The organism is Pseudomonas asplenii (assembly GCF_001293465.1).
In the GTDB taxonomy this organism is placed as follows: domain Bacteria; phylum Pseudomonadota; class Gammaproteobacteria; order Pseudomonadales; family Pseudomonadaceae; genus Aquipseudomonas; species Aquipseudomonas fuscovaginae_B.
Genome location: NZ_JSYZ01000043.1, coordinates 1 through 23594, shown reverse-complemented (window position 1 = coordinate 23594; position 23594 = coordinate 1). Strand labels below are relative to the sequence as shown.

Sequence of the window (23594 nt, the reverse complement as noted above, 5' to 3'; positions counted from 1 at the left end):
CCTTAAACGCCCTGCTCGACGAATGGCACGGTCAGGGCCAGTGCGGCGTCCAGCGCCGAGGCGTCGGTACCGCCGCCCTGCGCCATATCCGGACGACCACCGCCCTTGCCACCCACCGCCGCAGCGGCCTGTTTCATCAGATCACCGGCTTTGAGTTGGCCGGTCAGGTCCTTGGTCACGCCAGCAACCAGCACGACCTTTTCCTCATGGACACTGCCGAGCAGGATCACTGCGCGGCCGAGTTTGTTTTTCAACTGATCGACCAGTGCCAGCAGGGCCTTGCCATCCTGGCCGTCCAGGCGTGCGGCCAGTACTTTCACACCCTTGACGTCCCGGGCCTGGGCCGACAGGTCGTCACCCGCAGCGCTCGCGGCCTTGGCCTGCAATTGCTCGAGTTGTTTTTCCAGCAGGCGGTTGCGCTCCAGCACAGCCGACAGCTTGTCGATCAGGTTGTCGCGATTGCCCTTGATCAGGTTCGCGGCTTCCTTGAGTTGCTCTTCAGCGGCATTCAGGTAGGCCAGCGCCGCAGCACCGGTCACCGCCTCGATACGCCGCACACCCGACGCCACACCACCTTCGCTGATGATCTTCAGCAGGCTGATGTCGCCGGTCCGGTTGGCGTGGATACCGCCACACAGCTCGACGGAGAAGTCACCGCCCATGCTCAGCACGCGAACGGTATCCCCGTATTTCTCGCCGAACAGCGCCATCGCGCCTTTCTTCTTCGCGGTGTCGATGTCGGTTTCTTCGGTTTCCACTACCGAGTTCTTGCGGATCTCGGCGTTGACGATATCTTCCAGAGCCTTGATCTGTTCCGGCTTGATCGCTTCGAAATGGCTGAAGTCGAAGCGCAGGCGCTGGCTGTCAACCAGCGAGCCTTTCTGTTGTACGTGCTCACCCAGGACCTGGCGCAGCGCGGCGTGCAGCAGGTGGGTGGCCGAGTGGTTCAGCGAGGTGGCGTGACGCACCTCGGCGGCGACCTGGGTCTCGACCTCGGCACCGACCAGCAGGCTGCCCTGGGCCAGAACGCCATGGTGCAGGAAAGCGCCACCGGTCTTGGTGGTATCGCGCACGTCGAAACGACCGGCAGCCGCCTTGAGGTAGCCGCAATCGCCAACCTGACCGCCCGATTCGGCATAGAACGGCGTCCGGTCCAGGACCACGACCCCCTCTTCACCTTCATTCAAGACGTCCACCGACTGCCCTTCTTTATAGAGTGCGACTACTTTCGCCGCACCGCTGGTGGCGCTGTAGCCGGTGAACTCGGTGGCCACGTCGACCTTGACCAGGCTGTTGTAGTCCATGCCGAAGGAGCTGGCGGAACGGGCACGCTCGCGCTGGGCTTCCATCTCGCGCTCGAAACCGGCCTCGTCGAGGGTCAGGTTGCGTTCGCGGGCGATGTCACCGGTCAGGTCCATCGGGAAACCGTAGGTATCGTAGAGCTTGAACACCACGTCGCCAGGAACGATGTTGCCCTTGAGCTCGGCCAGGTCCTGTTCGAGGATCTTCAGGCCCTGCTCCAGGGTCTTGGCGAACTGTTCCTCTTCAGCCTTGAGCACACGTTCGATGTGCGCCTGCTGGGATTTCAGCTCGGGGAAGGCTTCGCCCATCTCGGCCACCAGCGCGGCAACGATCAGATAGAAGAAGCTGCCCTTGGCGCCCAGCTTGTTGCCGTGACGGCAGGCACGACGAATGATCCGGCGCAGCACATAACCGCGACCTTCGTTGGACGGCAGCACGCCATCGGCGATCAGGAAGCCGCAGGAACGGATGTGGTCGGCGACCACTTTCAGCGAAGCCTGGTTGTCGTTGGCGCAACCGATGGCCTGCGCCGAAGCGCTCAGCAGGCTCTGGAACAGGTCGATCTCGTAGTTGGAGTGCACGTGCTGCAGCACCGCGCTGATCCGCTCCAGACCCATGCCGGTGTCCACCGACGGTGCCGGCAGCGGGTGCAATACGCCGTCGGCGGTGCGGTTGAACTGCATGAACACGTTGTTCCAGATCTCGATGTAGCGGTCGCCGTCCTCTTCCGGCGAACCGGGTGGGCCGCCCCAGATGTCGGCGCCGTGATCGTAGAAGATCTCGGTGCAAGGACCGCACGGGCCGGTGTCGCCCATGGTCCAGAAGTTGTCGGAGGCGTAGGGCGCGCCCTTGTTGTCGCCGATACGGACCATGCGCTCGGCCGGCACGCCGACTTCCCGGGTCCAGATATCGTAGGCTTCGTCATCGCTGGCGTAGACCGTGACCCAGAGCTTTTCCTTGGGCAGGTTCAGCCACTTTTCGGAGGTCAGGAAGGTCCAGGCGAAGGTGATGGCGTCGCGCTTGAAGTAGTCGCCGAAGCTGAAGTTGCCCAGCATTTCGAAGAAAGTGTGGTGACGAGCGGTATAACCGACGTTTTCCAGGTCGTTGTGCTTGCCGCCGGCGCGAACGCACTTCTGGCTGCTGACCGCGCGGGTATAGGCGCGTTTTTCCTGCCCCAGGAAACAATCCTTGAACTGGTTCATCCCCGCGTTGGTGAACAACAGGGTCGGGTCGTTGCCCGGAATCAAAGAGCTCGAGGCGACACGGGTGTGGCCCTGCTCTTCGAAGAAGCGAAGGAAGGCTTCACGGATTTCTGCGCTTTTCATAGGTTCTTCCACGGAGTCTGCAGCCGGAGGCAAGTGCATCACGTCTGAATGGATTTGCGACTTGCAAAGGGCCGCATTATATCGGCCCTGCGCCCTGGGTACAGTGTGTTTATACGATAGAAACCCTCAATTGGACGGCCTGCAGGCTCATTGGCGGTTAAATTCAGCCAATACCGCGACCACCTGCTCGATTTGTGTACGATTGACGTCCATGTGCGTGACCATCCGCAAGCGCGGCGCGGCGCTCAGGCGTACCCCGCGCTCGGCGGCAAACGCCTTGAGCGCCTCGGCCCGGGTACCCAGGTCAGCGTAAACCATGTTGGTCTGCACCGCCTCGACGCGATAGCCGGCGTCACGCAGCCCGTCGGCCAGGTGCCGCGCATTGGCGTGATCGTCGACCAGGCGTTCGACCTGATGCTCCAGGGCGTACAGCCCCGCCGCCGCCAGCAGGCCGGCCTGACGCATGCCGCCACCGACCATCTTGCGCAGCCGCCGCGCCTTGCCGATCAGTTCCTCGCTGCCGCACAGCACCGAGCCGACCGGCGCCCCCAGCCCCTTGGACAGGCAGACCGACACCGAATCGAAATGCCGGGTGATCTCTCGCGCATCGACCCCCAGCCTGACCGCCGCGTTGTAAAGACGGGCACCGTCCAGGTGCAGGGCCAACCCCTGCTCACGGGTCAGGCTGCGGGCCGCCGCCAGGTATTCCAATGGCAGCACCTTGCCCTGCATGGTGTTTTCCAGGGCCAGCAGGCGGGTGCGGGCAAAGTGGAAGTCATCGGGCTTGATCGCCGCCCGCACCTGCTCGAGGTCCAGCGAGCCATCGGCCTGCACCTCCAGCGGCTGCGGCTGGATCGAACCGAGCACCGCGGCACCACCGCCTTCGTACTTGTAGGTATGGCATTGCTGACCGACGATGTACTCGTCGCCCCGGCCGCAGTGAGCCATCAGCCCGAGCAGGTTGCTCATGGTCCCGGAAGGCACGAACAGCCCCCGGGCGAAGCCCAGCCGGGCGGCCAGCTCGCTCTCGAGCCGATTGACCGTCGGATCCTCGCCATACACATCGTCCCCCAGGGGCGCATTCGCCATGGCGGCGCGCATGCCGGCGCTGGGTTGGGTAACCGTGTCACTGCGAAGATCGATGACAGTCATGAAACAGGCCTCGTCATGAAGGGTGAGATCGGGAACGTCCCGTTCGAAAGCCATTACTGCGGTCATGGCCCGCGATAATCAAGCACTACCGTGCCAAATGCCCAGGCGTGCGGGAAGCATTCGATGATCATCATCGTAACGTCGCCCATGCGCACCCTGGAAATATATGGTAAAAAATCGCCGCCAGCAGAAAGACTGGTGGCAACGTTCTCAGGGCGGGGTGCAATTCCCCACCGGCGGTAATGGCGCGCAACACGCCTAGCCCGCGAGCGCTTGACGAGTTGGACGGTCACGGCCGTCCGCCTCCAAGGTCAGCAGACCCGGTGTGATTCCGGGGCCGACGGTCATAGTCCGGATGAAGAGAGAACGGGATTGGCACCCAAGGGCCGTTCCCCGGGAGCGCCACACGCCTGCCTGACAGCAGCGTACGGCCGACCTGAACGTACCCTTGAATCCCATTCGATTCATAACGCCCTGTTTTTCATACAAACAGGAGTCAGAACAGATGCAAACCACCACTATCCACCAGAACCAGCGCATCGCCTTCATCCAGGCTTGCTGGCACAAGGACATTGTCGATCAGGCCCGCCACGGCTTCGTCAGCGAAATCGCCAAGCTCGGTTATCAGGAAAGCGATATCGACTTCTTCGAGGTCGGCGGCGCCTTCGAAATCCCCCTGCATGCCAAGCTGCTGGCCAAGTCCGGCCGTTATGCCGGCGTCGTGGCTGCCGGCCTGGTGGTCGACGGCGGGATCTACCGCCACGACTTCGTCGCCACGGCGGTGATCGACGGCCTGATGCAGGTCCAGCTGGATACCGAGATTCCAGTGTTCTCCGTGGTCCTCACGCCTCACCACTTCCACGCGGGCGAAGAACACCAGAAATTCTTCTTCGATCACTTCGTGCACAAGGGCCAGGAAGCCGCAAGAACCTGCGCCGACACCCTGAGCAAGCTGCGCGCGCTGCCGCGTCCGGCCGTACAGAAACTGGCGGTCTGAAGCCGCCTCGACCTGCCGGCCGGTGCCGGCAGGTCATGCCTCCATAACTATCTACGCTCTCCCCGCCTCCCTTTCAGGGTTAAGTGGGCTCGACCCTTGCGCCTTGTTCAGCGCTATCGAGACCCAACGCCCACGGAGGCCCCATGAATGATTTGTCCAGCCTGAACCCGACCCCGGCCGTCGCGCCCGAGCATGAGTACCGGATCGACGGCAATACTGAAACCGACACGCCCACCATCACCCCTCTGCGGCAATACCCGGACGATGAGAGGAGCCTGCAGGTGCACTCGGTTCACCAGGACACCAACGTCCTGATCGAACGCCACAGATTGCAGGCGCCGCCCAGCTATCGCGGCCCGACCGACCATCTGGTCTTCACCAGCGGCAACGACGACGACCACATCCATCTCTACCGGACCGATCACCTGATCATCGACATCAACGAGCGGCGCTATCACCTCGACCTGGCGTCGGACACCCAGGTGATCGTCCTGCGCACGCAGGCAGGCGATGACCGCATCAGGGTGGACGACGCGGTCAAGACCACGGTCTTCATCGATTCGGCAGAGGGAAACGACCTGGTCGTGGCTGGCGGCGGCTTCACCAAGGTCAACGCAGGCGCCGGCAACGACCGGGTTTTCACCCGCAGCGGCGCCAGCTATGTCGAGGCCGGCGTCGGCGACGATCTGGTCAGGGCCCTGGGTAGCGGCGCCATCACCGCCTACGGCGGCCAGGGCCGGGATACCTTGATCGGGGGCAAAGGCTCCTGCTTCCTCGACGGCGGCCAGGGCGACGACCTGTTACAGGGCGGCACCGGCCACAGCGTGCTCAGCGGCTCCGATGGTGACGACCACATCATTTCCGGAGCCGCCCGCACCACCGCCTACACCGGAACGGGAACCGACATCGTCGACGACCTCAGGCCGGATGTTCGGTTGTTCAATGCCTACTCCGCCGCTGAAACAGCACCACCCAGCCGTCTTGAAGATCCCGGCGTCATCATCGCCGCCAAGGACCTGGACAGCTGCGGCGTGGTCGTCGAAGGCTCGGCGCAGTTCCAGGAGCGGGTCAACGACGATCTCAGGTTGCTGCTGGGCTCGGAAAATGGCCGCCAACTGCTCGACGCCCTGGGCCAGGCCCGGGAAAGAAGCGGAATTCCCGTCGTGGTCAGGGAACTGAGTGAAGAGGAAAACGGCATGTGCGTTCCGAATCACCCGGAGCAGGACTACCCGTTCATCGAAAACGGCCAGGCCGCACCACCGAGCGACGGTTGCCAGGTCTACTACGATCCGTCGTTTCTCAAGGGCGAGGTCACCAGTATCGTGCACCTGTATCACGAGCTGTGCCATGCCTATAACTACGTGACCGGCACGATGTTTCCCGGCATGAGTGCGGATGGCATCGATGGCGACAGACCCCGCCATGCAATCCCCAACCTCGAGTTGCAGGCCGTCGGGCTGAACATCCAGGGGGCCTCGTTCCCGTTCGCCGGCCACCCCGATCCCCTGAGCAGCAATCCCGAGGCCTTCAGCGAAAACGGCTTGCGTAGGGAATTCGGCATCCCGCCACGTAAACAGTACCGGGAGGACTGAGCAGGCGTCAGGCCAACTGTTCGCTACCGGACGGGACCACCAGGATCCCCGCGCGCAGACCGTTCTTCACCTTCGGGTTGGGGAAGATGATCCGCGCCTCGTCCTCCTCCACCACCCACCGGCTGCCCGCCAGGTCCTCGGCCAGCAGGTAACCCTTGGGCAGTGGCGAGAAGTTCTCGATATCCGCCGGCAGGTGCAGCAGGAAGGCATCGCTGTGCTTGATGACCTCCCGCGCCACGCTGAACAGTTGCAGGCCGTCGAGCCCCTGCTCGGTGTCCGGCTCGCTGCCCTCGATGAGCTGCTTGAGGCGCAGCTCCAGGCGCGACACGTCGACGCCCTGGTTCTGCCCGAACGGCCGGGCCTTGCCCAGCTCCAGGGTGAAGGCCTCGGCCCCGAGCTTGTCGTAGGTGTAGCTGCTGAAGACGATGGAAGGCTTGTTCTGCAGCAGCACCGCGCTGATCCCGCTGGCCTGCAGTCGCGCCAGCTCCTGACGCGAGTGCGCACGCCCTTCCTTGTAGGGATAGAGCGCGAACTGCTCGATCTTCGAGCCGCGAATCGCGGTATGCAGGTCGTAGTGCAGGCGGCTGCGATCGGCCACGCTGAAAAAGCTCGCCGCCAGCCGTTCCAGCTCGCAGGCCCGCAACGCCTCGTTGCCGCTGCTCTGTTCATGGCGACCATTGAACAGCCGGTTGATGTCCTGCTCGATATAACGCTCGCCGCGGCGCATCGCCTCCGGGTTGCCGAACAGGAACAGAATGCGTGCCCGAGGCTTGAGGTCGCCGCGGGCAATATCGTGCAACAGGCGATCGAGCAGTTCGATCGGCGCGGTCTCGTTACCGTGGATACCGGCGGACAGCAACAGGTCCAGCCCGTTGTCCCGCCCCTGGGGAGGCCGCACCTCCAGCGCGCCCTCACTCAGCCAGCGCATCCGCACGCCTTCGACCGTCAGTTGAGTCTTCTCCGCCGGTTCACGACCGGCGAGGGTCAGTTCAAGCAGTTTGCCGAGGGCGAGCATAGCGCGGTGTTCCTTGATCAGTGATCGTGATTGCAGTCGGGACCGTGCACGTGATCGTCGTCGCCAACGTCGGCCGGTTCCATCTCCAGTTGCAGGCTTACAAGATTAGTCGCCAATGGCCGCAGCAGCAGGTTGGCATACTCGGTATCGCCTTCTTCGACATCGACACCGATCAGCAACTGACCACGACCGTCCTGCTGGATCCACACTTCCTTGCCCTGCCAGATCACGGCAAAACGCGTGCAGGAAGTTTGCAGTTGAGCGCCATCGGTGTCTTCGAGAATCAACTGCAGGGGGGTATCGCTCATGTTCGTGCTCTCATCTGGAGAAAATTCGCGCACCCGGGCTTGCGCTGAAGGCCGGGCTCACGCTTTCAATTGATCTGGAATGGATAAACCGCGCCCAGTTTAAGGATTTGCGTCAGTTCATCCAGCGCCGTCCGGCACTCGAGCAACAGCTGCGGATCGGCCAGATCGCTTTCGCGCAGGGCGTCGCGGTAGTGCTTTTCGACCCATTGGGTCAGCGTGTCGTACAACGGCGCGGTCATGATAACCCCTGGGTTGACCGCCGCCAGCTCGGATTCCTTCAGCGCGACCCGCAGACGCAGGCACGCCGGCCCGCCGCCGTTCTGCATGCTCTGCTTGAGGTCGAAGACCTTCACCTCGCGCACCCGCCCACCGGCAGCGGTCAGGCCCTGCAAGTATTGCCAGACGCGCTCGTTCTTGCGGCACTCCTCCGGCACGATCAGCATCATGCTGCCATCGGCGCGGCTGAGCAGTTGGCTGTTGAACAGGTAGGAGCGCACCGCATCTTCCACCGTCACCTGGGCACGCGGCACGCAGATCGCCTGGAAGTTGCCGCCGCGCCGAGCCAATTTGTCCCGCAGCTCGGCGAGCACCCGGTCGGTGTCAAGGAATGCGTCCTCGTGGTAGAACAGCACCTCGCCGTTGCCCACCGCAATCACATCGTTGTGGAATACCCCCTGGTCGATCACCGCCGGGTTCTGCTGGGCATAGACCACGCCGTCATCGCTCAGGCCGTGCAGGCGGGCGACTGCCTGCGACGCTTCGAGGGTCTGGCGGGCCGGATATTTCTGCGGCGTCGGGTAGCGGGTGTCGAACGCACTGCGGCCGAACACGAAGAACTCGACGCCGGCTTCGCCGTACTCACGGCAGAAGCGCGTATGGTTGGCCGCACCTTCGTCACCGAACTGGGCAACGGCCGGCAAGGCGGCATGATGGGCAAAGTATCTGTCGTCGGCGAACATCGCCCCCAGCACACGGCTGGTGGTCGGGTGTTCGATGCTGCGATGGTACTTGCAGTTGAGGTTGGCCGCGGTGAAATGCACACGCCCATCGGCCGTGTCGGCGCTCGGGCTGACAGTACCGGCGTTGGCCACCCACATGCTCGACGCCGAGCAACTGGCGACCAGCAGCGGCATGGCCTGCTTCGCGGCCTGTTCGATCACCTGGGCATCGCTGCCGGCGAAACCGAGTCGGCGCAGGGCGGCAACGTCCGGACGCTCCTGGGGTGCAAGCACGCCCTGGACGAAGCCCATCTCCATCAACGCCTTCATCTTCGCCAGGCCTTGCAGGGCCGCTTCCTTCGGGTTGGAAGCCTGCTGGCTGTTACTCTGGGAGGCGACGTTGCCATAGGACAGGCCGCCGTAGTTGTGGGTAGGGCCTACAAGACCGTCAAAATTGACTTCAAAGGATTTCATCGGCGAGGCTCCAGGAAAATCTGTTGTTATAGACATCAGGTAATGCAGTGGATGGCGAACGCGGTCTGGTGATCGCCAGCAAGCCCAGGCCACTCGCGAGGGCGAGGCCGGACACCCGGCCTGTGGGAGCGGGCTTGCCCGCGAACGGGGCCCGCAGGCCCCACACGAATCAAAGTTTCACACCCGGCGTCAGGCTCGCCGGCACCACCAGGCTCGGCGTCTCCAGCGAAGCCACCGGGTACGCGCAATAGTCCGCCGCGTAGTAGGCACTGGCGCGATGGTTGCCCGAGGCCCCTACTCCGCCGAACGGCGCGCTGCTCGCGGCGCCGGTCAGCTGTTTGTTCCAGTTGACGATCCCGGCCCGGCTCTGCAGCCAGAACTGCCGGTAACGCTCCTCGGAATCGGACAGCAGGCCCGCCGCCAGGCCGAACTGGGTGTTGTTCGCTTCGGCGATCGCTGCATCGAACCCGCTGTAGCGAATCACCTGCAGCAACGGCCCGAAGAACTCTTCGTCCGGACGCCCGCTCACCGCCGTCACATCGAGAATGCCGGGCGTCAGCAGTGCGGCACCGGCTTGTGGCTGGGTCATCGCCAGCAGCGCCACGGCACCGTTGGCCAACAGGTTCGCCTGGGCCTCCATCAACGCCCGCGCCGCCGCCAGGGAGATCACCGAGCCCATGAAAGGCGCCGGCTGCCGGTCGAACGCGCCGACCTCGATGTTGCCGCTGACCTCGACCAGTCGCGCCAGCAACTGGTCGCCCCAGGCCCCTGCCGGTACCAGCAGGCGACGGGCACAGGTGCAGCGCTGGCCGGCGGAGATGAACGCCGACTGGATGATGGTGTAGACCGCCGCATCCAGGTCTTCGACCTGATCCACCACCAGCGGGTTGTTACCGCCCATTTCCAGGGCGAGGATCTTGTCCGGGCGCCCGGCGAACTGCTGGTGCAGGTGATTGCCGGTACGGCTGGAACCGGTGAAGAACAGGCCGTCGATCCCCGGGTTGCCCGCCAGGGCGATACCGGTCTCGCGGGCCCCCTGCAGCAGGTTCAACACACCCGCCGGCAGCCCGGCCTCGATCCAGCACTTGACCGTCAGCTCGGCCACCTTCGGGGTCAGCTCGCTCGGTTTGAACAACACGCTGTTACCGGCCAGCAACGCCGGGACGATATGCCCGTTGGGCAGATGCCCAGGGAAGTTGTACGGGCCGAACACTGCCACCACGCCGTGGGGCTTGTGGCGCAACACCGCGCTGGCATCGCCCAGCGGTCCGCTTTTCTCGCCCGTGCGCTCACGATAGCTCTGGATCGAAATGGCGATCTTGTTGACCATGCTGGTCACTTCGGTGGCCGCTTCCCACAGTGGCTTGCCGGTTTCCTCGCCGATGCAGCGGGCCAGTTCGTCGGCATGCCCTTTCAGGCTGGCGGCAAAGGCTTCGAGTACGACGATGCGTTCATCCAGGCTGCGTTGCGCCCAGGCCGGGAAAGCCTCACGGGCAACCTGCACGGCCTGCTCGACCTGCGCCGCGCTGGCGCCGTTGCCGCTCCACAACACCTGCTGGGTCACCGGGTTCAGCGATTCGAAGGCCTCGCCCTGGCCAGCGTGCCATTGGCCTGCGATGTAAAGCGTGCTCATTATTTCGACTCCCGGGAAGCGGATAGCGCTACGGCGCGGACCGAATCGCCCGCACTCAATTGAAGACGTTTGGCGGTCAGCGGATCGACCACCAGGGTGCCCGCCGCCAACCGGGCGGGAGCGGCCGTGATGCGGCAGTCTTCGCACTTGCGGTTGTGAATCAGGAACGGCGTGGCGTCGTCACCTGGCGTACCGATGGCCAGCACCAGCGCCTGGCTGTCGCGTACCGCACGGATCTTGCCGGTCTCGCACTCCACCGCCGGGCCGGCGTCGAAAATGTCGACGTAGCCCTGGTAGCTGAAGCCTTCGCTCCTGAGCATCGACAGGGCCGGTTCGGTATCGGTGTGCACCTTGCCGATCACCGCCCGCGCGCCTTCGGAAAGGAAGCAGGTGTACAGCGGGAATTTCGGCATCAGTTCGGCAATGAACGCCTTGTTGCCGACGCCGGTCAGGTAGTCGGCCTGGCTGAACTCCATCTTGAAGAAGTGCCGCCCCAGGCTTTCCCAGAATGGCGAACGCCCGTCCTCGTCGGACATGCCACGCATCTCGGCAATGATCTTCTGCCCGAACAGCTGCGGGAACTCGGCGATGAACAGCATCCGCGCCTTGGCCAGCATGCGCCCGTTGAGGCCGCTGCGATAATCGGCATGCAGGAACAGCGAACACAGCTCGGAGTTGCCGGTCAGGTCATTGGCCAGGAACAGCGTCGGAATCTCGCGGTAGATGTTCAGCTCCTGGGAGGCGCTGACGGTCAGGCCGACGCGGAAGTTGTACCAGGGCTCGCGCAGGCCGACGGCCCCGGCGATCGCCGAGATACCGACGACCCGGCCGTTGTCGTCTTCGAGCACGAACAGGTAGTCCGCATCGCCACGCCCGGCTTCGCCACGGAAGGTTTTCTCCGCCCAGCCGACACGGTGGGCCAGCCGCGCCTCGTTGGCCGGCAAGGTGGTCAGGCCGGTACCGGTGCTGCGGGCCAGGTCGATCAGAGCGGGTAAATCGCTGCTGCGTACGGGACGAACGATCATGCTATCTCCTCAAACGGGCACCGCCTGGCGGCTCCCGCGAAACTCGCTGTAAGGCTGCTTTCGATACCGGCGTCAGACCGCCACCAGGCGCACGCTGCCACCTTCGCCGACACCCAGGGCCTCGGCCGCTTCCTGATCCAGGGTCACCGGCTTGCCAGGGGCATAGTCGAGCTCCAGCAGCACCGCACGGTAATCCTGGAGCTGACCATTGGAGACCAGGTATTGGCGACCGGGATTGCCGGTATCACCGACCTTCACCGGCACCACGCGGCTCTGGGCGATCGAACGGATGCCGCTGACCCGCGCATGCAGGGTCGGACCGCCGTCGAAGATATCGATGTAGTGATCGGTCTCGAAACCTTCGCGCATCAGGATGTCGAAGGTGATCTGTGCCCGCGGGTGCACCTGGCCCATGGCTTCCTGGGCGGCGTCCGGCAGCAGCGGCACATAGATCGGATAATGCGGCATCAGCTCGGCGAGAAAGGTCCGGCTCTTGAGCCCGCAAAGGCGCTCGGCCTCGGCGTAGTTCAGGTCGAAGAAGTTGCGACCGATGGCGTCCCAGAACGGCGAGTCGCCATTTTCATCGCTGTAGCCGACGATCTCGGTCACCACCGAGTCGGCAAAACGCTCCGGATGGCTGGCCACGAACAACAGGCGTCCGCGGGAGTTGAGTTCGGACCAGGCAGAGCCCACCAGTTCCGGTACCACGTAGAAGCTGGTCAGCAGGCTGTTGCCGGTCAGGTCGTGGCACTGCGAGAGCACGTGGATCTTGTTGTGGATCTTCAGCTCGCGGGAGGCGTGCACGAAGGTCTCGTTGCGGAAACTGTAGAAAGGCTCCGAGTAGCCGGCCGAGGCAACGATCGCCGAGCAGCCGGCGAGCTTGCCGGTATCGGTGTCCTCGAGCACGAAGAAATAGCTTTCCTCGCCGTTGAAGCTGACCTCGGCGGCGAACGACGCTTCGCTGGCGGCGATCTTGTCGCGCAGTCGATCCTCGTCATCCGGCAGGGAAGTGACACCAATGGGGCTGTCGGCGGCCAGACGCCGTACCTCGTCCAGGTCAGCCATTTGCGCGGGGCGCATCACCAGCATGGTGTCACTCCTTAACTTGAAGAACAGGCCGGCGACAGCGCCGGCGCAGGGAAAAAAATGCCGGGCATGCCCGGCACAGGAATAATCTGTCCGTCGCCGGCCGACCGGCACGACGACGCAATTGCCAGCACTCGGCCGATCAGGCCTGGGTCAGCTTGGCGACAGCACGCTCGAAACGGTCCAGGCCTTCGCGGATATCGGCGTCCTCGACCACCAGGCTTGGCGCAAAGCGCACCACGTCCGGGCCGGCCTGCAGGACCATCAGGTTCTCCTGCTCGGCAGCGTTGAACACATCCTTGGCCTTGCCTTTCCAGGCATCGGCCAGTACGCAGCCGAGCAGCAGGCCCATGCCACGGACCTGGGTGAACAGGCCGTACTTGGCGCCGATCTGCTCCAGGCGGGTCTTGAACGCGTCGTGCTTGGCAGCAACGCCATTGAGCACTTCAGGTGTGTTGATCACGTCGACCACCGCGTTGCCGACGGCACATGCCAGCGGGTTGCCACCGTAGGTGGTGCCGTGGGTGCCGACCACCAGGTGCTTGGCCAGCGCCTCGGTGGTGAGCATGGCGGCAATCGGGAAACCACCGCCCAGGCTCTTGGCGCTGGTGAGGATGTCCGGGGTCACGCCGTACTGCATGTAGGCGAACAGCTTGCCGGTCCGGCCCATGCCGCTCTGCACTTCATCGAACACCAGCAGCGCGTTGTGCTGGTCGCACAGCTCGCGGGCACCCTGCAGATAAGACAGCTCGGCCGGCAGCACGCCGCCCTCGCCCTGGATCGGTTCCAGGACCACGGCACAGGTCTTGTCCGAAACCGTGGCCTTCAGTGCCGCCAGGTCGTTGTACGGCACATGGGTGATACCGGTGATCTTCGGGCCGAAGCCATCGGAGTACTTCGACTGGCCACCGACGTTCACGGTGAACAGGGTACGGCCGTGGAAGCTGTTGAGCGCCGCGATGATCTCGTACTTTTCCTCGCCGAAACGGTCGAACGCCACGCGACGGGCCAGCTTGAAGGCGGCTTCGTTGGCTTCGGCGCCGGAGTTGCAGAAGAACACGCGTTCGGCAAAGGTCGCGTCCACCAGCTTCCTGGCCAGGCGCAGGGCCGGCTCGTTGGTGAACACGTTGGAGACGTGCCACAGGTTGTTGGCCTGCTCGGTCAGGGCCCCGACCAGCGCCGGATGCGCGTGGCCCAGGACGTTCACCGCAATCCCACCGGCAAAATCGATCAGCTCACGACCGGACTGGTCCCACACTCGGGAACCGGCACCACGCACGGGAATGAAAGCCGCAGGTGCGTAGTTGGGAACCATTACCTGGTCGAAATCGGCGCGTTGCACCGGAGCTTGCTCAACGGACATCGGAGTCTCCTGAAGAGGAACGCCTGCCTGAAACTGGCGAGCGATGGGGGGATTGTAAGGACAGATTTCGGTCCGGCCTTGCCGCCAAGCGACAACTTCTTATAGCGCCAAACCGGGTTTTGCCGGGGTTTTCGGCAATGCGACAAATAGCTTCGCAAAGGCGCAGTTTAAACGGTGAGAGGCTTTTCATGCAGAGTCGCGACGAGGAGATTTTCGACTGACGAACCCTGCGACGTGATTTTTAGAAAAATGCCGGCAATCCGGATGGGCAGCCCATCCGGTCAGCGGGAGGGCAATCGCCAGCACAGCGATGCCGAGATCGGGGCTCAGCCGCGCTCGGCGGGAACGGAGGACAGCTCGAACGGGCTGCTGCTGCGCCGCTGATTGCGATCCTCCCGCGGCGTGGCGCCGAAGAAGTTGCGGTAGGCGCTGGAGAAATGCGGCCCCGAGGAGAAACCGCAGGACAGGCCGATCTGGATGATCGACTTGCTGGTCTGCATCAGCATCTGCCGGGCCTTGTTCAGGCGCAGCTCCAGGTAGTACTGGCTGGGGACGCGATTGAGGTACTGCTTGAAGATCCGCTCCAGTTGCCGGCGGGAAACGCAGACATGCTGGGCGATTTCGTCGGTGGTCAGCGGCTCTTCGATATTGGCTTCCATCAGCAATACCGCCTGGGTCAGCTTCGGATGGCTGGAACCCAGGCGATTCTGCAAGGGAATACGCTGGCGCTCGCCGCCCTCGCGAATGCGCTCGACCACCAACTCCTCGGACACCGCACCGGCCAGCTCGGCACCGTGATCCCGGGCCAGCACCGCCAACAGCAGGTCCAGCACCGACATGCCACCACAGGCCGTCAGACGGTCACGATCCCAGTCGAACAGATGGCTGGTGGCGATCACCTTGGGGAAGCGCTCGGCGAAGTCGTCCTGCCAACGCCAGTGCACCGCGGCGCGGTATCCATCGAGCAGTCCCAGTTGGGCCAGTGGATAGACCCCGGCGGACAATCCGCCGATCATGCAACCGGAACGCACCAGTTGCTTGAGGGCACTGGCCAGGGCTGGCGCCAGCGCGGCCGGTGGTTCGTCAGCCAGCAGGAACAGTTTCTGGCAGCCCTCGAGCTGTCCAGCCCAGGGCTCCCCCGGCAATTGCCAGGCCGCCGCGGCAGCACCTTGCGCCGGTGTCTCGGCCTGCAGGAACGACAGCTCGTAGATCACTTCCGGATGCACGCGCTGGGCGACACGCAAGGCCTCCTCGGCCAGCGCCAGCGTCAAGGCTTTAGTGCCGGGCCAAATCAGGAAACCAATTCGATGGGCAGTCATGGCGTGCAATCCGAAAGCAGAACAGGGTTAAAGGCCGGGAACGACCTCATCAAAGTAGACCAGGCCGCACACGGCGCGCAGAATGACCTATTTTGGTGCACAGTGGCAGCAGAAAAAGCGACGACTATTTCAGGCTGCCCGACAAAAATTGCTGCAGACGCTCGGATTGCGGATTGACCAGCACCTCGCGAGGATTGCCGCGCTCCTCCACCAGCCCCTTGTGCAGGAACACCAACTGGTTGGAGACTTCACGGGCAAAGCCCATTTCGTGGGTCACCACGACCATGGTCCGGCCTTCCTGGGCCAGGGACTGCATGACCTTTAGCACGTCACCGACCAGTTCCGGGTCGAGAGCCGAGGTCGGCTCGTCGAACAGCATCACTTCCGGTTCCATCGCCAGCGCCCGGGCAATCGCCACGCGCTGCTGCTCGCCGCCGGACATGTGCCCCGGATAGGCGTCCTTGCGGTGTGCCACGCCCACCTTGTTCAGGTAGTGCTCGGCCTTCTCCAGCGCTTCCTTCTTCGACACGCCCAGCACGTGCACGGGCGCTTCGATGATGTTTTCCAGCGCGGTCATGTGCGACCACAGGTTGAAGTGCTGGAACACCATCGACAGCCGCGAGCGCATGCGCTGCAACTGCTTGGGATCGGCGGCCTTCATGGCGCCGTCCTTGTTCGCGACGAGCTTGAGCTCTTCGTTGTTGAGCAGGATACGTCCGGCGTGCGGCTGCTCCAGCAGGTTGATGCAGCGCAGGAAGGTACTCTTGCCGGAGCCACTGGAGCCGATGATGCTGATCACATCGCCAGCCTGGGCCGCCAGGGACACGCCCTTGAGCACTTCGTGACTGCCATAGCGTTTATGCAGGTCTTGGACTTCAAGCTTGTACATGCGGTCGGTTCTCACGAAAACAGTCAGGTCAGTCGCTGAGCAGGCGCCCGTGGCGCAGGGGCTCGCGCCCCGCCACCTTGGCCAGCCAGATCGAGGGTTGGGCGTAACGCAGCCGTTCAACGGCAAACAGCACACCGGCCGTGCCGGCACGGACGGTGCTGACCCGGTCGGACAAGGGATCGATCACTTCGAACAAGGGTTCGCCGGGCTCCACCCAACTGCCCACCGGGCACAGGTAGCTGACGACACCGGGATGGGGCGCGTAGAGCAACTCGGTGCCTTCGAACGGCATGGCCTCGCAGGCTTGGTGCTGCGCCGCCGGCCACTCGCCGTCGATCAGCCCCTGCTCGGCCAGGAAGGCCAGGATGCCTTCGGCATGGGCCACCGCCGCGTCCGGCCCGGTATCGGCCTGGCCGCCCAGTTCGATGGTGGTGGACATCCCCGCCAGGGGAATCGCGGCCTGCGGGAAGCGCCGCGACAGGCGCAGCCAGGGCAGCGAACAGGCCTCGTCGAACGAGGTGCCGCCGGAGTCCTCCGCCACCAGCGCCACCCGCACATTCAGGTGCGCGGCCAGCGAGCGCCATTGCGGCCAGTGCTGCGGCAGCGCATACAGGTGCAGTGCCGCCTCGCAGTCGCAATGCAGGTCCAGCACGATGTCGGCATCACAGGCGTGGCCGAGCAGAATCCGCTGCATGCCCTGCAACGGGCTGTCAGCCGGCGGCAACGCGGCCAGCACATCGCGCATGGCCTGGCGAATCAACTGCACGTTGGCGTGGGGGTCGTCACCCAGTCGACCATCGACCAGCGCCGCGACCGGCTCGCTCAGCTCGACGAAATCGCGGTTGAAATTCTTGCCGCTGGAGTACTCGAAGCGCCCCTGGTGATTGCCTTGCAGCAACTGGCCAAGCCCAATCGGGTTGGCGACCGGGACCAGCTCGACGACGCCCTTCAGGGCCCCGCGGGCCTCCAGCTCGGCGAGGCGCTTCTTCAACTCCCAGGCGGTACGCATGCCCGGCAGTTCGTCGGCATGCAGGCTGGCCTGGATATAGGCCTTGCGTTCACCGCTGCCGAAACGGAACACCGACAACCGACGCTCGGTACCCAGGCTGCCCCAGGGCAGCGAATGATCGATACGTTCCATCTCAATGCTTCCGTGGAGCCAGGTAGCTCAGCCAGCGGCGCTCGGCCAGCTTGAACAGGCGCACCAGGATGAAGGTCAGGCACAGGTAGAACACACCCGCGGTGATGTAGGCCTCGAACGGCAGGTAATACTGGGCGTTGACGGTACGGGCGGCACCGGTGATGTCGATCAGCGTCACGATGGAGGCCAGGCTGGTGGTCTGCAGCATCATGATCACTTCGTTGCTGTACTGCGGCAGCGCCCGACGCAGGGCCGACGGCAGCAGAATGCGCCGATACATCTTGTAGCGGGACATGCCGACCGCCTTGGCCGCCTCGATCTCGCCATTGGGCGTAGCCTTGAGGCTGCCGGCGATGATTTCGGCGGTGTAGGCGCTGGTGTTGATGGCAAAGGCCAGGCAGGCGCAGAAGGTCGCGCTCGACAGCCATGGCCAGAGGAAGCTTTCGCGCACCACTTCGAACTGGGCCAGACCGTAGTAGATCAGGAACAGTTGCACCAGCATCGGCGTGCCACGAATCACGTAGGTGTAGAGCCAGGCCGCACCGTTGACCAGCGGCTGTTTGGAGACCCGCATCAGCCCCAGCGGCACCGCCACCAGCAGGCCGAAAAACAGCGACAGGGCCAGCAGTTTCAGAGTGGTCAGCAGGCCGCCGAGGTACAGCGGCATGGCTTCCCAGACGACGTTGTAGTCGAAGATCATAGATCAGCCGCCCTTACGCCTACCGAGTAGCGCTTCTCGAGGTGACGCAGTGCCAGCAACGAGACACTGGTGATCACCAGGTACATCGCCGCCACTGCAAGAAAGAAGGTGAAAGGCTCACGGGTGGCATCCGCCGCCTGCTTGGCCTTGAACATCATGTCCTGCAGGCCGACCACGGAAATCAGCGCGGTCGCCTTGGTCAACACCAGCCAGTTGTTGGTGAAGCCGGGGATCGCCAGGCGGATCATCTGCGGCACCAGCACCCGGAAGAACACCTGCAGGCTACTCATCCCGTAGGCCATGCCGGCTTCGGCCTGCCCCTTGGGGATCGCCATGAAGGCACCGCGGAAGGTTTCCGACAGGTAGGCGCCGAAAATGAAACCCAGCGTACCGATACCGGCGACCAGCGGATTGAGATCGATATAGTCGTCATAACCGAGCAGCGGCGCGACTCGGTTGATCAGATCCTGGCCGCCGTAGAAGATCAGCAGGATCAGCACCAGGTCGGGGATACCACGGATCACGGTGGCGTACAGGTCACCGAGCCGGGCCAGCCAGCGTACCGGCGACAGGCGCAGCGCCACCCCGATCAAACCCAGAACAATGGCCAGGGCCATGGACGACAAGGCGAGCTGAAGCGTCAGCCAAGCGCCATCGAGGATGACAGCCCCGTAGCCTTTCAACATGATTCAGGTCCTCGAAAATTGGGATGAAAAAATGGCGCAAACCGCAGGGATCCTGTTGCTTGCGCCATTTCGGACGAGCTGGCGAGATTTACTTGCCGTAAATATCGAAGTCGAAGTACTTGTCCTGGATCTGCTTGTACTTGCCGTTGGCACGGATCGCGGCGATGGCGGCGTTGATCTTGTCCAGATCGGCCTTGTCACCCTTGCGCACGGCGATACCTACGCCGTCACCGAAGTATTTGACGTCGGTGAACTGCGGCCCCACGAAAGCGAAACCCTTGCCGGCGTCGGTCTTCAGGAAACCGTCCTGCAGCAGGGTGGCATCAGCCACGGTGCCGTCCAGGCGACCGGCTTCCACGTCCAGGTAGATCTCGTTCTGCGAACCGTACGGCTTGACTTCGGCCCCCAGCGGCTTGAGCACTTCCTCGGCGAAACGATTGTGGATCGAGCCACGCTGCACGCCGATCTTCTTGCCCTTGAGCTCGACCAGGCTGTCGCTGACCACGGTGCCTTCCTTCATGACCAGGCGGGCCGGGGTGTTGTAGTACTTGTTGGTGAAGTCGACGGACTTCTTGCGATCGTCGGTGATCGACATGGACGACAGGATCGCGTCGATCTTGCGGACCTTCAGCGCCGGGATCAGGCCATCGAACTCCTGCTCGACCCAGACACACTTGACCTTCATCTCTTCGCACAGGGCGTTGCCGATGTCGTAGTCGAAACCGACGATGCTGCCGTCCGGGGCCTTCGAGGCGAATGGAGGGTAGGCCGCTTCGATACCAATTTTCAGAGGCTTTTCATCGGCGAATGTAGGCAGCGACAGCACGGACAGTGCCAGGGCGCCAAGAAGCACGAGTTTCTTCATCTTAGGACTCCATCGGTAAAGGGCAAAAACGGCAGAGTGAGCGCGAGCCCAATATGCGAAGGGTGAACAGGGATTACGGCGCCGCGTCCTGCGAGGGCCGATTGGGCGGCGGTCCATGCACAACGACCAGCGAGTGATCGGCATTCTAACGACAGGCCCGAAGTCGATATTTCCTCAATGCGACAAGTAATTACAGAAGCATCGAGAATGCCGACCCGGCACATTGACAGCCCTTGAAATTCATGCAAGGGCAAAAGAAAGGCAACCGATCTACGCTGCAAATTGCGGGCCTATTATTCGCAAAGCCTTCTATTACGGCAAGCGCGGTGTGCGACGAGGCTCTTTTCGACCGATATCGTCAGCCGAAATCGGGCAAAAGCGTTTCCCTATGCCCCGAATGCGGGCGACAGGTGACATATTTGGTTACTTCGCAGTGCATGGGTAACAAGAAGAAACGTCCCACGACAAAAACCGATATTTATCTCTTTTCAATCACCCATCCGATAGCCCTCCTCCAGAATGAAAAAGCCCCGCCCGGCTCATCGCCGGACGGGGCCTTCTGTGCCTGGGCAGCCTTAGGCGACGTTCATGGTCTTGTGGGTGTCGATCAGGTGCTGCACCACGCTCGGGTCTGCCAGGGTCGAGATATCACCCAGCCCATCGTATTCCGCCGTGGCGATCTTGCGCAGGATACGGCGCATGATTTTCCCCGAACGGGTCTTGGGCAGGCCCGGCGCCCATTGGATGACATCCGGCGAAGCGATCGGTCCGATCTCGCGGCGTACCCAGTTCTTCAGTTCCAGGCGCAGCGCTTCGCTCGGCTCCTCGCCACTGTTGAGGGTGACATAGACGTAGATGCCCTGCCCCTTGATATCGTGCGGCACCCCCACCACGGCCGCTTCGGCGACTTTCGGATGGGCGACCATGGCGCTTTCGATTTCGGCGGTGCCCATGCGGTGGCCGGAGACGTTGAGCACATCGTCGACACGGCCGGTGATCCAGTAGTAGCCATCCTCGTCGCGGCGCGCACCGTCGCCGGTGAAATACATGCCACGGAAGGTCTTGAAGTAGGTGTCGACGAAGCGGTCATGGTCGCCGTACAGGGTACGCGCCTGGCCCGGCCACGAGTCGAGGATCACCAGGTTGCCTTCGGCCGCCCCTTCGATGATGTTGCCCAGGTTGTCCACCAGCGCCGGTACCACGCCGAAGAACGGACGGGCCGCGGAACCTGGCTTGAGGGCGTGGGCCCCCGGCAGCGGGCTCATCATGTTGCCGCCGGTCTCGGTCTGCCACCAGGTATCGACGATCGGGCAGCGCGACTTGCCGACATTCCTGTAGTACCAGTCCCAGGCTTCCGGGTTGATCGGCTCACCCACCGAGCCGAGCAGGCGCAGGCTGCTGCCGTCGGCCCCTTCGACTGCGGCCGAACCCTGGGCCATCATGGCGCGGATCGCCGTCGGTGCGGTGTAGAGGATGTTGACCTTGTGCTTGTCGACGATCTTCGCCACCCGGGTGATATCCGGATAGTTCGGCACGCCCTCGAACAGCACGGTGGTCGCGCCGTTGGCCAGCGGGCCGTAGACGATGTAGCTGTGGCCGGTGACCCAGCCGACGTCGGCGGTGCACCAGTAGATCTCGCCCGGACGGTAGTCGAACACACGCTCGTGGGTCAGGGCCGCATACAGCAGGTAACCGCCGCTGGTGTGCTGCACCCCCTTGGGCTTGCCGGTGGAACCGGAGGTATAGAGGATGAACAGGGCCTCTTCGGCGCCCATCTCCTTGGGTGCGCAGACGCTGCCCGCCACTTTCATCAGGTCCTCGAACCAGATGTCGCGATGCTGGTTCCACTTGATGTCGCCACCGGTGCGCTTGCACACGATGACCTTCTGGATGCTGTTGGTTTCCGGGTTGGTCAGGGCATCGTCGACGTTGGCCTTGAGCGGGATCTTCTTGCCGGCGCGTACGCCTTCGTCGGCGGTGATCACCACCTTCGAGCGGCAGTCGATGATCCGACCGGCCAGGGCCTCCGGGGAGAAACCACCGAACACCACCGAGTGGATCGCACCGATCCGCGCACAGGCCAGCATGGCCACCACGGCTTCGGGAATCATCGGCATGTAGATGGTCACCACGTCGCCGCGATGAACGTCCTGGCCACGCAGGGCGTTGGCGAACTTGCAGACCTGCTCGTGCAGCTCGCGATAGGTGATGTTGCGCGAGTCGGCAGGATCGTCGCCTTCCCAGATGATCGCGACCTGGTCGCCGCGCTCGGCCAGATGGCGGTCCAGGCAGTTATAGGAAACGTTCAGGGTGCCGTCGGCGAACCATTTGATATCGACGTGATGATCGTCAAAGGAAGTCCGTTTTACCGTGGTGAAAGGCTTGATCCAGTCGAGACGCTTGGCCTGCTCGCGCCAGAAGCCATCAGGGTTGACGACCGACTGCTGGTACATCGCCTTGTAGGTCGCCTCGTCGGTCAGCGTATTGGCCAGAACCTCAGGGCGAACGGGGTACAGGGAAGCCGCACTCATCTTTCTTACCTCGGTGACATAGTTGTTGTTTTATGGCCCTGTTGTAGCCGGGCTGACGCTGCCGGACCATTCGACGATGGTAGTAACAAAACCCTACAAAACGTCGTGAATACCGCCAACAGGGCTCAAGCACGTGGCCTGTGGCGATATTCGGCCCAGGGAAAATATCTTCGGGCAGGACGTTTTTTCGACGATTGTTACAGGTTTTGTCAATAGTCTTTATCAAAAGCCCACCTGTATGAACGACTGGCGCACTCTTAAAATCAACTTCGCCAACTAAGGCAACGAATTAACCAGACGACAGCCCCCACGAAGGCCGTTAATTCGAATTCAAACTTCCAGAGCTTCACACGTGGTCCCACAAGGGCCGCGTGCCCCTACACGACCATCAATAGGTGAACCGATGAAACTTTTTGCCGCTTTAGTCCTCAGCAGCCTCTGTGCAACAGCCATGGCCGACGAGGCGGCGACCGATGTAGCCAGCCGGAACCTGCCGGTAGAGGAATACACTTACTCCATGCACCCGGATATTCACAAAGTTATCTCCATGAGTGAAATTCCGGAAGTTTGCGAAGTTGTACCGGCACGCATGGTTTATGAAGACTCCCAGGGTGTTCGGCATGTCATGGAATATCGTGTAATGGGTAATGGTTGTTCCAACGGCTGATCGCCCGCCTTGAAAGCCGCTTGCCGCAGGAAGCGATTCTTGCGGCTGCGGCAAGGGTGTCCTTGCACAACGGTCATCATCCGGCCGCCTCCCGCAGCGAACCACTCGTCGCCAACACCCCCTCCAGGCAAAAAATTCTTTTGCCGCCAAAGCCCTGCAAACCCGAGCCGTGCCGGCCCAAGCACACGCAAGGGCGGAATCCGTCACACCACTGACCGCAAAAAGCCCTTATAATGTCCCGGTAAAACGGGCTTGCAATATTCCCTTGCAGGGTAGCGTTCTCACGCTGGCATCGCTGCAGGAACCGGCGTCATCCCCGCGCCATCCGCCCCTCGGGGCCCCGTACAAATTTCCCGTTGTTTGCCTGCACAGCCGGTGCAAGCAACGATTCCTTATATCCAATGTGGCCATCGTGCCGTGTGAAAAACCGCCCATCCGTGTTTTCACACCGGCGTCAGGCCCTCACGCAGGAGACGACACGTCATGCTGAGCTGGGACGAATTCGACAAAGAAGACGGCGAAGTAGCAGAAAAAGAGAGCAAGACCGGCCAGGCCAGCGAAGCCACCCTCGATCGCCTGGACAGCG

The 23594-nt window shown here is 63.0% G+C and carries 19 protein-coding genes and 1 riboswitch; of the genes, 3 read left to right on the top strand and 16 right to left on the bottom strand.

All coding sequences use genetic code 11. The features are described 5' to 3' along the window. Window positions 1-2 precede the first annotated feature (2 nt). Window positions 3-2627: an alanine--tRNA ligase gene (alaS, locus tag PF66_RS30750; protein WP_054064782.1), complete on the bottom strand. Its 2625-nt coding sequence runs from the start codon at window positions 2625-2627 to the stop codon at window positions 3-5. A gap of 147 nt (window positions 2628-2774) precedes the next feature. Continuing rightward, complete coding sequence (ltaE, locus tag PF66_RS30745) at window positions 2775-3779, bottom strand: low-specificity L-threonine aldolase (RefSeq protein WP_054064784.1); 1005 nt, start codon at window positions 3777-3779, stop codon at window positions 2775-2777. A 202-nt stretch (window positions 3780-3981) separates the two neighbouring features. Next, a riboswitch (FMN riboswitch) is annotated at window positions 3982-4151 on the top strand. A gap of 133 nt (window positions 4152-4284) precedes the next feature. On the opposite strand from ltaE, the gene PF66_RS30740 reads away from it, so the two are divergent. Further along, a complete protein-coding gene (locus tag PF66_RS30740) occupies window positions 4285-4776 on the top strand; it encodes a 6,7-dimethyl-8-ribityllumazine synthase (protein ID WP_054058788.1) in 492 nt (163 codons plus the stop codon). A gap of 143 nt (window positions 4777-4919) precedes the next feature. Next, window positions 4920-6368: a M91 family zinc metallopeptidase gene (locus PF66_RS30735; RefSeq protein WP_054064781.1), complete on the top strand. Its 1449-nt coding sequence runs from the start codon at window positions 4920-4922 to the stop codon at window positions 6366-6368. Window positions 6369-6375: 7 nt separating this feature from the next. Here PF66_RS30735 and astE read toward each other — a convergent pair whose 3' ends face one another. From astE to acs, 14 genes are all read right to left on the bottom strand, one after another. Next, window positions 6376-7383, bottom strand: coding sequence for a succinylglutamate desuccinylase (astE, locus tag PF66_RS30730; RefSeq protein WP_054064780.1), 1008 nt, complete (start codon window positions 7381-7383; stop codon window positions 6376-6378). A gap of 17 nt (window positions 7384-7400) precedes the next feature. Then, entirely contained in the window at window positions 7401-7691 is a 291-nt protein-coding gene (locus PF66_RS30725; protein WP_026145011.1) for a hypothetical protein, read from the bottom strand. A gap of 65 nt (window positions 7692-7756) precedes the next feature. Then, a complete protein-coding gene (astB, locus tag PF66_RS30720; RefSeq protein ID WP_054064779.1) occupies window positions 7757-9103 on the bottom strand; it encodes an N-succinylarginine dihydrolase in 1347 nt (448 codons plus the stop codon). A gap of 169 nt (window positions 9104-9272) precedes the next feature. Further along, window positions 9273-10739 (bottom strand): succinylglutamate-semialdehyde dehydrogenase, encoded by a 1467-nt coding sequence (gene astD, locus PF66_RS30715; protein ID WP_192842724.1) that lies wholly within the window; start codon window positions 10737-10739, stop codon window positions 9273-9275. Then, window positions 10736-11761 carry an arginine N-succinyltransferase gene (gene astA, locus PF66_RS30710; protein ID WP_054058793.1) on the bottom strand — a complete coding sequence of 342 codons (1026 nt, stop codon included), beginning with the start codon at window positions 11759-11761 and terminating at the stop codon, window positions 10736-10738. Before astA ends, astD begins: the two co-directional genes overlap by 4 nt. Window positions 11762-11833: 72 nt before the next feature. Beyond that, window positions 11834-12850, bottom strand: coding sequence for an arginine/ornithine succinyltransferase subunit alpha (aruF, locus tag PF66_RS30705; protein WP_054058794.1), 1017 nt, complete (start codon window positions 12848-12850; stop codon window positions 11834-11836). A gap of 139 nt (window positions 12851-12989) precedes the next feature. After that, window positions 12990-14210: an aspartate aminotransferase family protein gene (locus PF66_RS30700; RefSeq protein WP_054064778.1), complete on the bottom strand. Its 1221-nt coding sequence runs from the start codon at window positions 14208-14210 to the stop codon at window positions 12990-12992. A 326-nt stretch (window positions 14211-14536) separates the two neighbouring features. Next, on the bottom strand, window positions 14537-15529 hold the full coding sequence (gene argR, locus PF66_RS30695) for a transcriptional regulator ArgR (protein ID WP_054058796.1): 993 nt from the start codon (window positions 15527-15529) through the stop codon (window positions 14537-14539). 124 nt (window positions 15530-15653) lie between these two features. Beyond that, the gene (locus tag PF66_RS30690) at window positions 15654-16418 is read right to left on the bottom strand and encodes an ABC transporter ATP-binding protein (protein WP_054058797.1); all 765 of its coding nucleotides are present in this window, start codon (window positions 16416-16418) and stop codon (window positions 15654-15656) included. 28 nt (window positions 16419-16446) lie between these two features. Continuing rightward, the gene (locus tag PF66_RS30685; protein ID WP_054058798.1) at window positions 16447-17559 is read right to left on the bottom strand and encodes a succinylglutamate desuccinylase/aspartoacylase family protein; all 1113 of its coding nucleotides are present in this window, start codon (window positions 17557-17559) and stop codon (window positions 16447-16449) included. 1 nt (window position 17560) lies between these two features. Beyond that, complete coding sequence (locus tag PF66_RS30680) at window positions 17561-18259, bottom strand: ABC transporter permease (RefSeq protein ID WP_054058799.1); 699 nt, start codon at window positions 18257-18259, stop codon at window positions 17561-17563. After that, window positions 18256-18945: an ABC transporter permease gene (locus tag PF66_RS30675; protein ID WP_054058800.1), complete on the bottom strand. Its 690-nt coding sequence runs from the start codon at window positions 18943-18945 to the stop codon at window positions 18256-18258. The genes PF66_RS30680 and PF66_RS30675 overlap by 4 nt, the downstream gene beginning before the upstream one ends. 88 nt (window positions 18946-19033) lie before the next feature. Beyond that, window positions 19034-19810, bottom strand: coding sequence for an ABC transporter substrate-binding protein (locus PF66_RS30670; RefSeq protein WP_017902898.1), 777 nt, complete (start codon window positions 19808-19810; stop codon window positions 19034-19036). A 575-nt stretch (window positions 19811-20385) separates the two neighbouring features. Then, entirely contained in the window at window positions 20386-22341 is a 1956-nt protein-coding gene (acs, locus tag PF66_RS30665) for an acetate--CoA ligase (RefSeq protein ID WP_054064777.1), read from the bottom strand. Between the two features lie 403 nt (window positions 22342-22744). On the opposite strand from acs, the gene PF66_RS32505 reads away from it, so the two are divergent. Further along, window positions 22745-23008, top strand: coding sequence for a DUF2790 domain-containing protein (locus PF66_RS32505; RefSeq protein WP_081005978.1), 264 nt, complete (start codon window positions 22745-22747; stop codon window positions 23006-23008). Window positions 23009-23594 lie beyond the last annotated feature (586 nt).

Coding starts and splice junctions, on each gene's coding strand:
- alaS (WP_054064782.1), bottom strand. CDS start 2,627: ATGAAAAGCGCAGAAATCCGTGAAGCCTTCCTTCGCTTCTTCGAAGAG.
- PF66_RS30685 (WP_054058798.1), bottom strand. CDS start 17,559: ATGGAACGTATCGATCATTCGCTGCCCTGGGGCAGCCTGGGTACCGAG.
- astE (WP_054064780.1), bottom strand. CDS start 7,383: ATGCTCGCCCTCGGCAAACTGCTTGAACTGACCCTCGCCGGTCGTGAA.
- PF66_RS30735 (WP_054064781.1), top strand. CDS start 4,920: ATGAATGATTTGTCCAGCCTGAACCCGACCCCGGCCGTCGCGCCCGAG.
- PF66_RS30670 (WP_017902898.1), bottom strand. CDS start 19,810: ATGAAGAAACTCGTGCTTCTTGGCGCCCTGGCACTGTCCGTGCTGTCG.
- PF66_RS30690 (WP_054058797.1), bottom strand. CDS start 16,418: ATGTACAAGCTTGAAGTCCAAGACCTGCATAAACGCTATGGCAGTCAC.
- PF66_RS30680 (WP_054058799.1), bottom strand. CDS start 18,259: ATGATCTTCGACTACAACGTCGTCTGGGAAGCCATGCCGCTGTACCTC.
- PF66_RS30725 (WP_026145011.1), bottom strand. CDS start 7,691: ATGAGCGATACCCCCCTGCAGTTGATTCTCGAAGACACCGATGGCGCT.
- PF66_RS30740 (WP_054058788.1), top strand. CDS start 4,285: ATGCAAACCACCACTATCCACCAGAACCAGCGCATCGCCTTCATCCAG.
- PF66_RS30675 (WP_054058800.1), bottom strand. CDS start 18,945: ATGTTGAAAGGCTACGGGGCTGTCATCCTCGATGGCGCTTGGCTGACG.
- astB (WP_054064779.1), bottom strand. CDS start 9,103: ATGAAATCCTTTGAAGTCAATTTTGACGGTCTTGTAGGCCCTACCCAC.
- ltaE (WP_054064784.1), bottom strand. CDS start 3,779: ATGACTGTCATCGATCTTCGCAGTGACACGGTTACCCAACCCAGCGCC.
- acs (WP_054064777.1), bottom strand. CDS start 22,341: ATGAGTGCGGCTTCCCTGTACCCCGTTCGCCCTGAGGTTCTGGCCAAT.
- astA (WP_054058793.1), bottom strand. CDS start 11,761: ATGATCGTTCGTCCCGTACGCAGCAGCGATTTACCCGCTCTGATCGAC.
- PF66_RS30700 (WP_054064778.1), bottom strand. CDS start 14,210: ATGTCCGTTGAGCAAGCTCCGGTGCAACGCGCCGATTTCGACCAGGTA.
- aruF (WP_054058794.1), bottom strand. CDS start 12,850: ATGCTGGTGATGCGCCCCGCGCAAATGGCTGACCTGGACGAGGTACGG.
- argR (WP_054058796.1), bottom strand. CDS start 15,529: ATGACTGCCCATCGAATTGGTTTCCTGATTTGGCCCGGCACTAAAGCC.
- PF66_RS32505 (WP_081005978.1), top strand. CDS start 22,745: ATGAAACTTTTTGCCGCTTTAGTCCTCAGCAGCCTCTGTGCAACAGCC.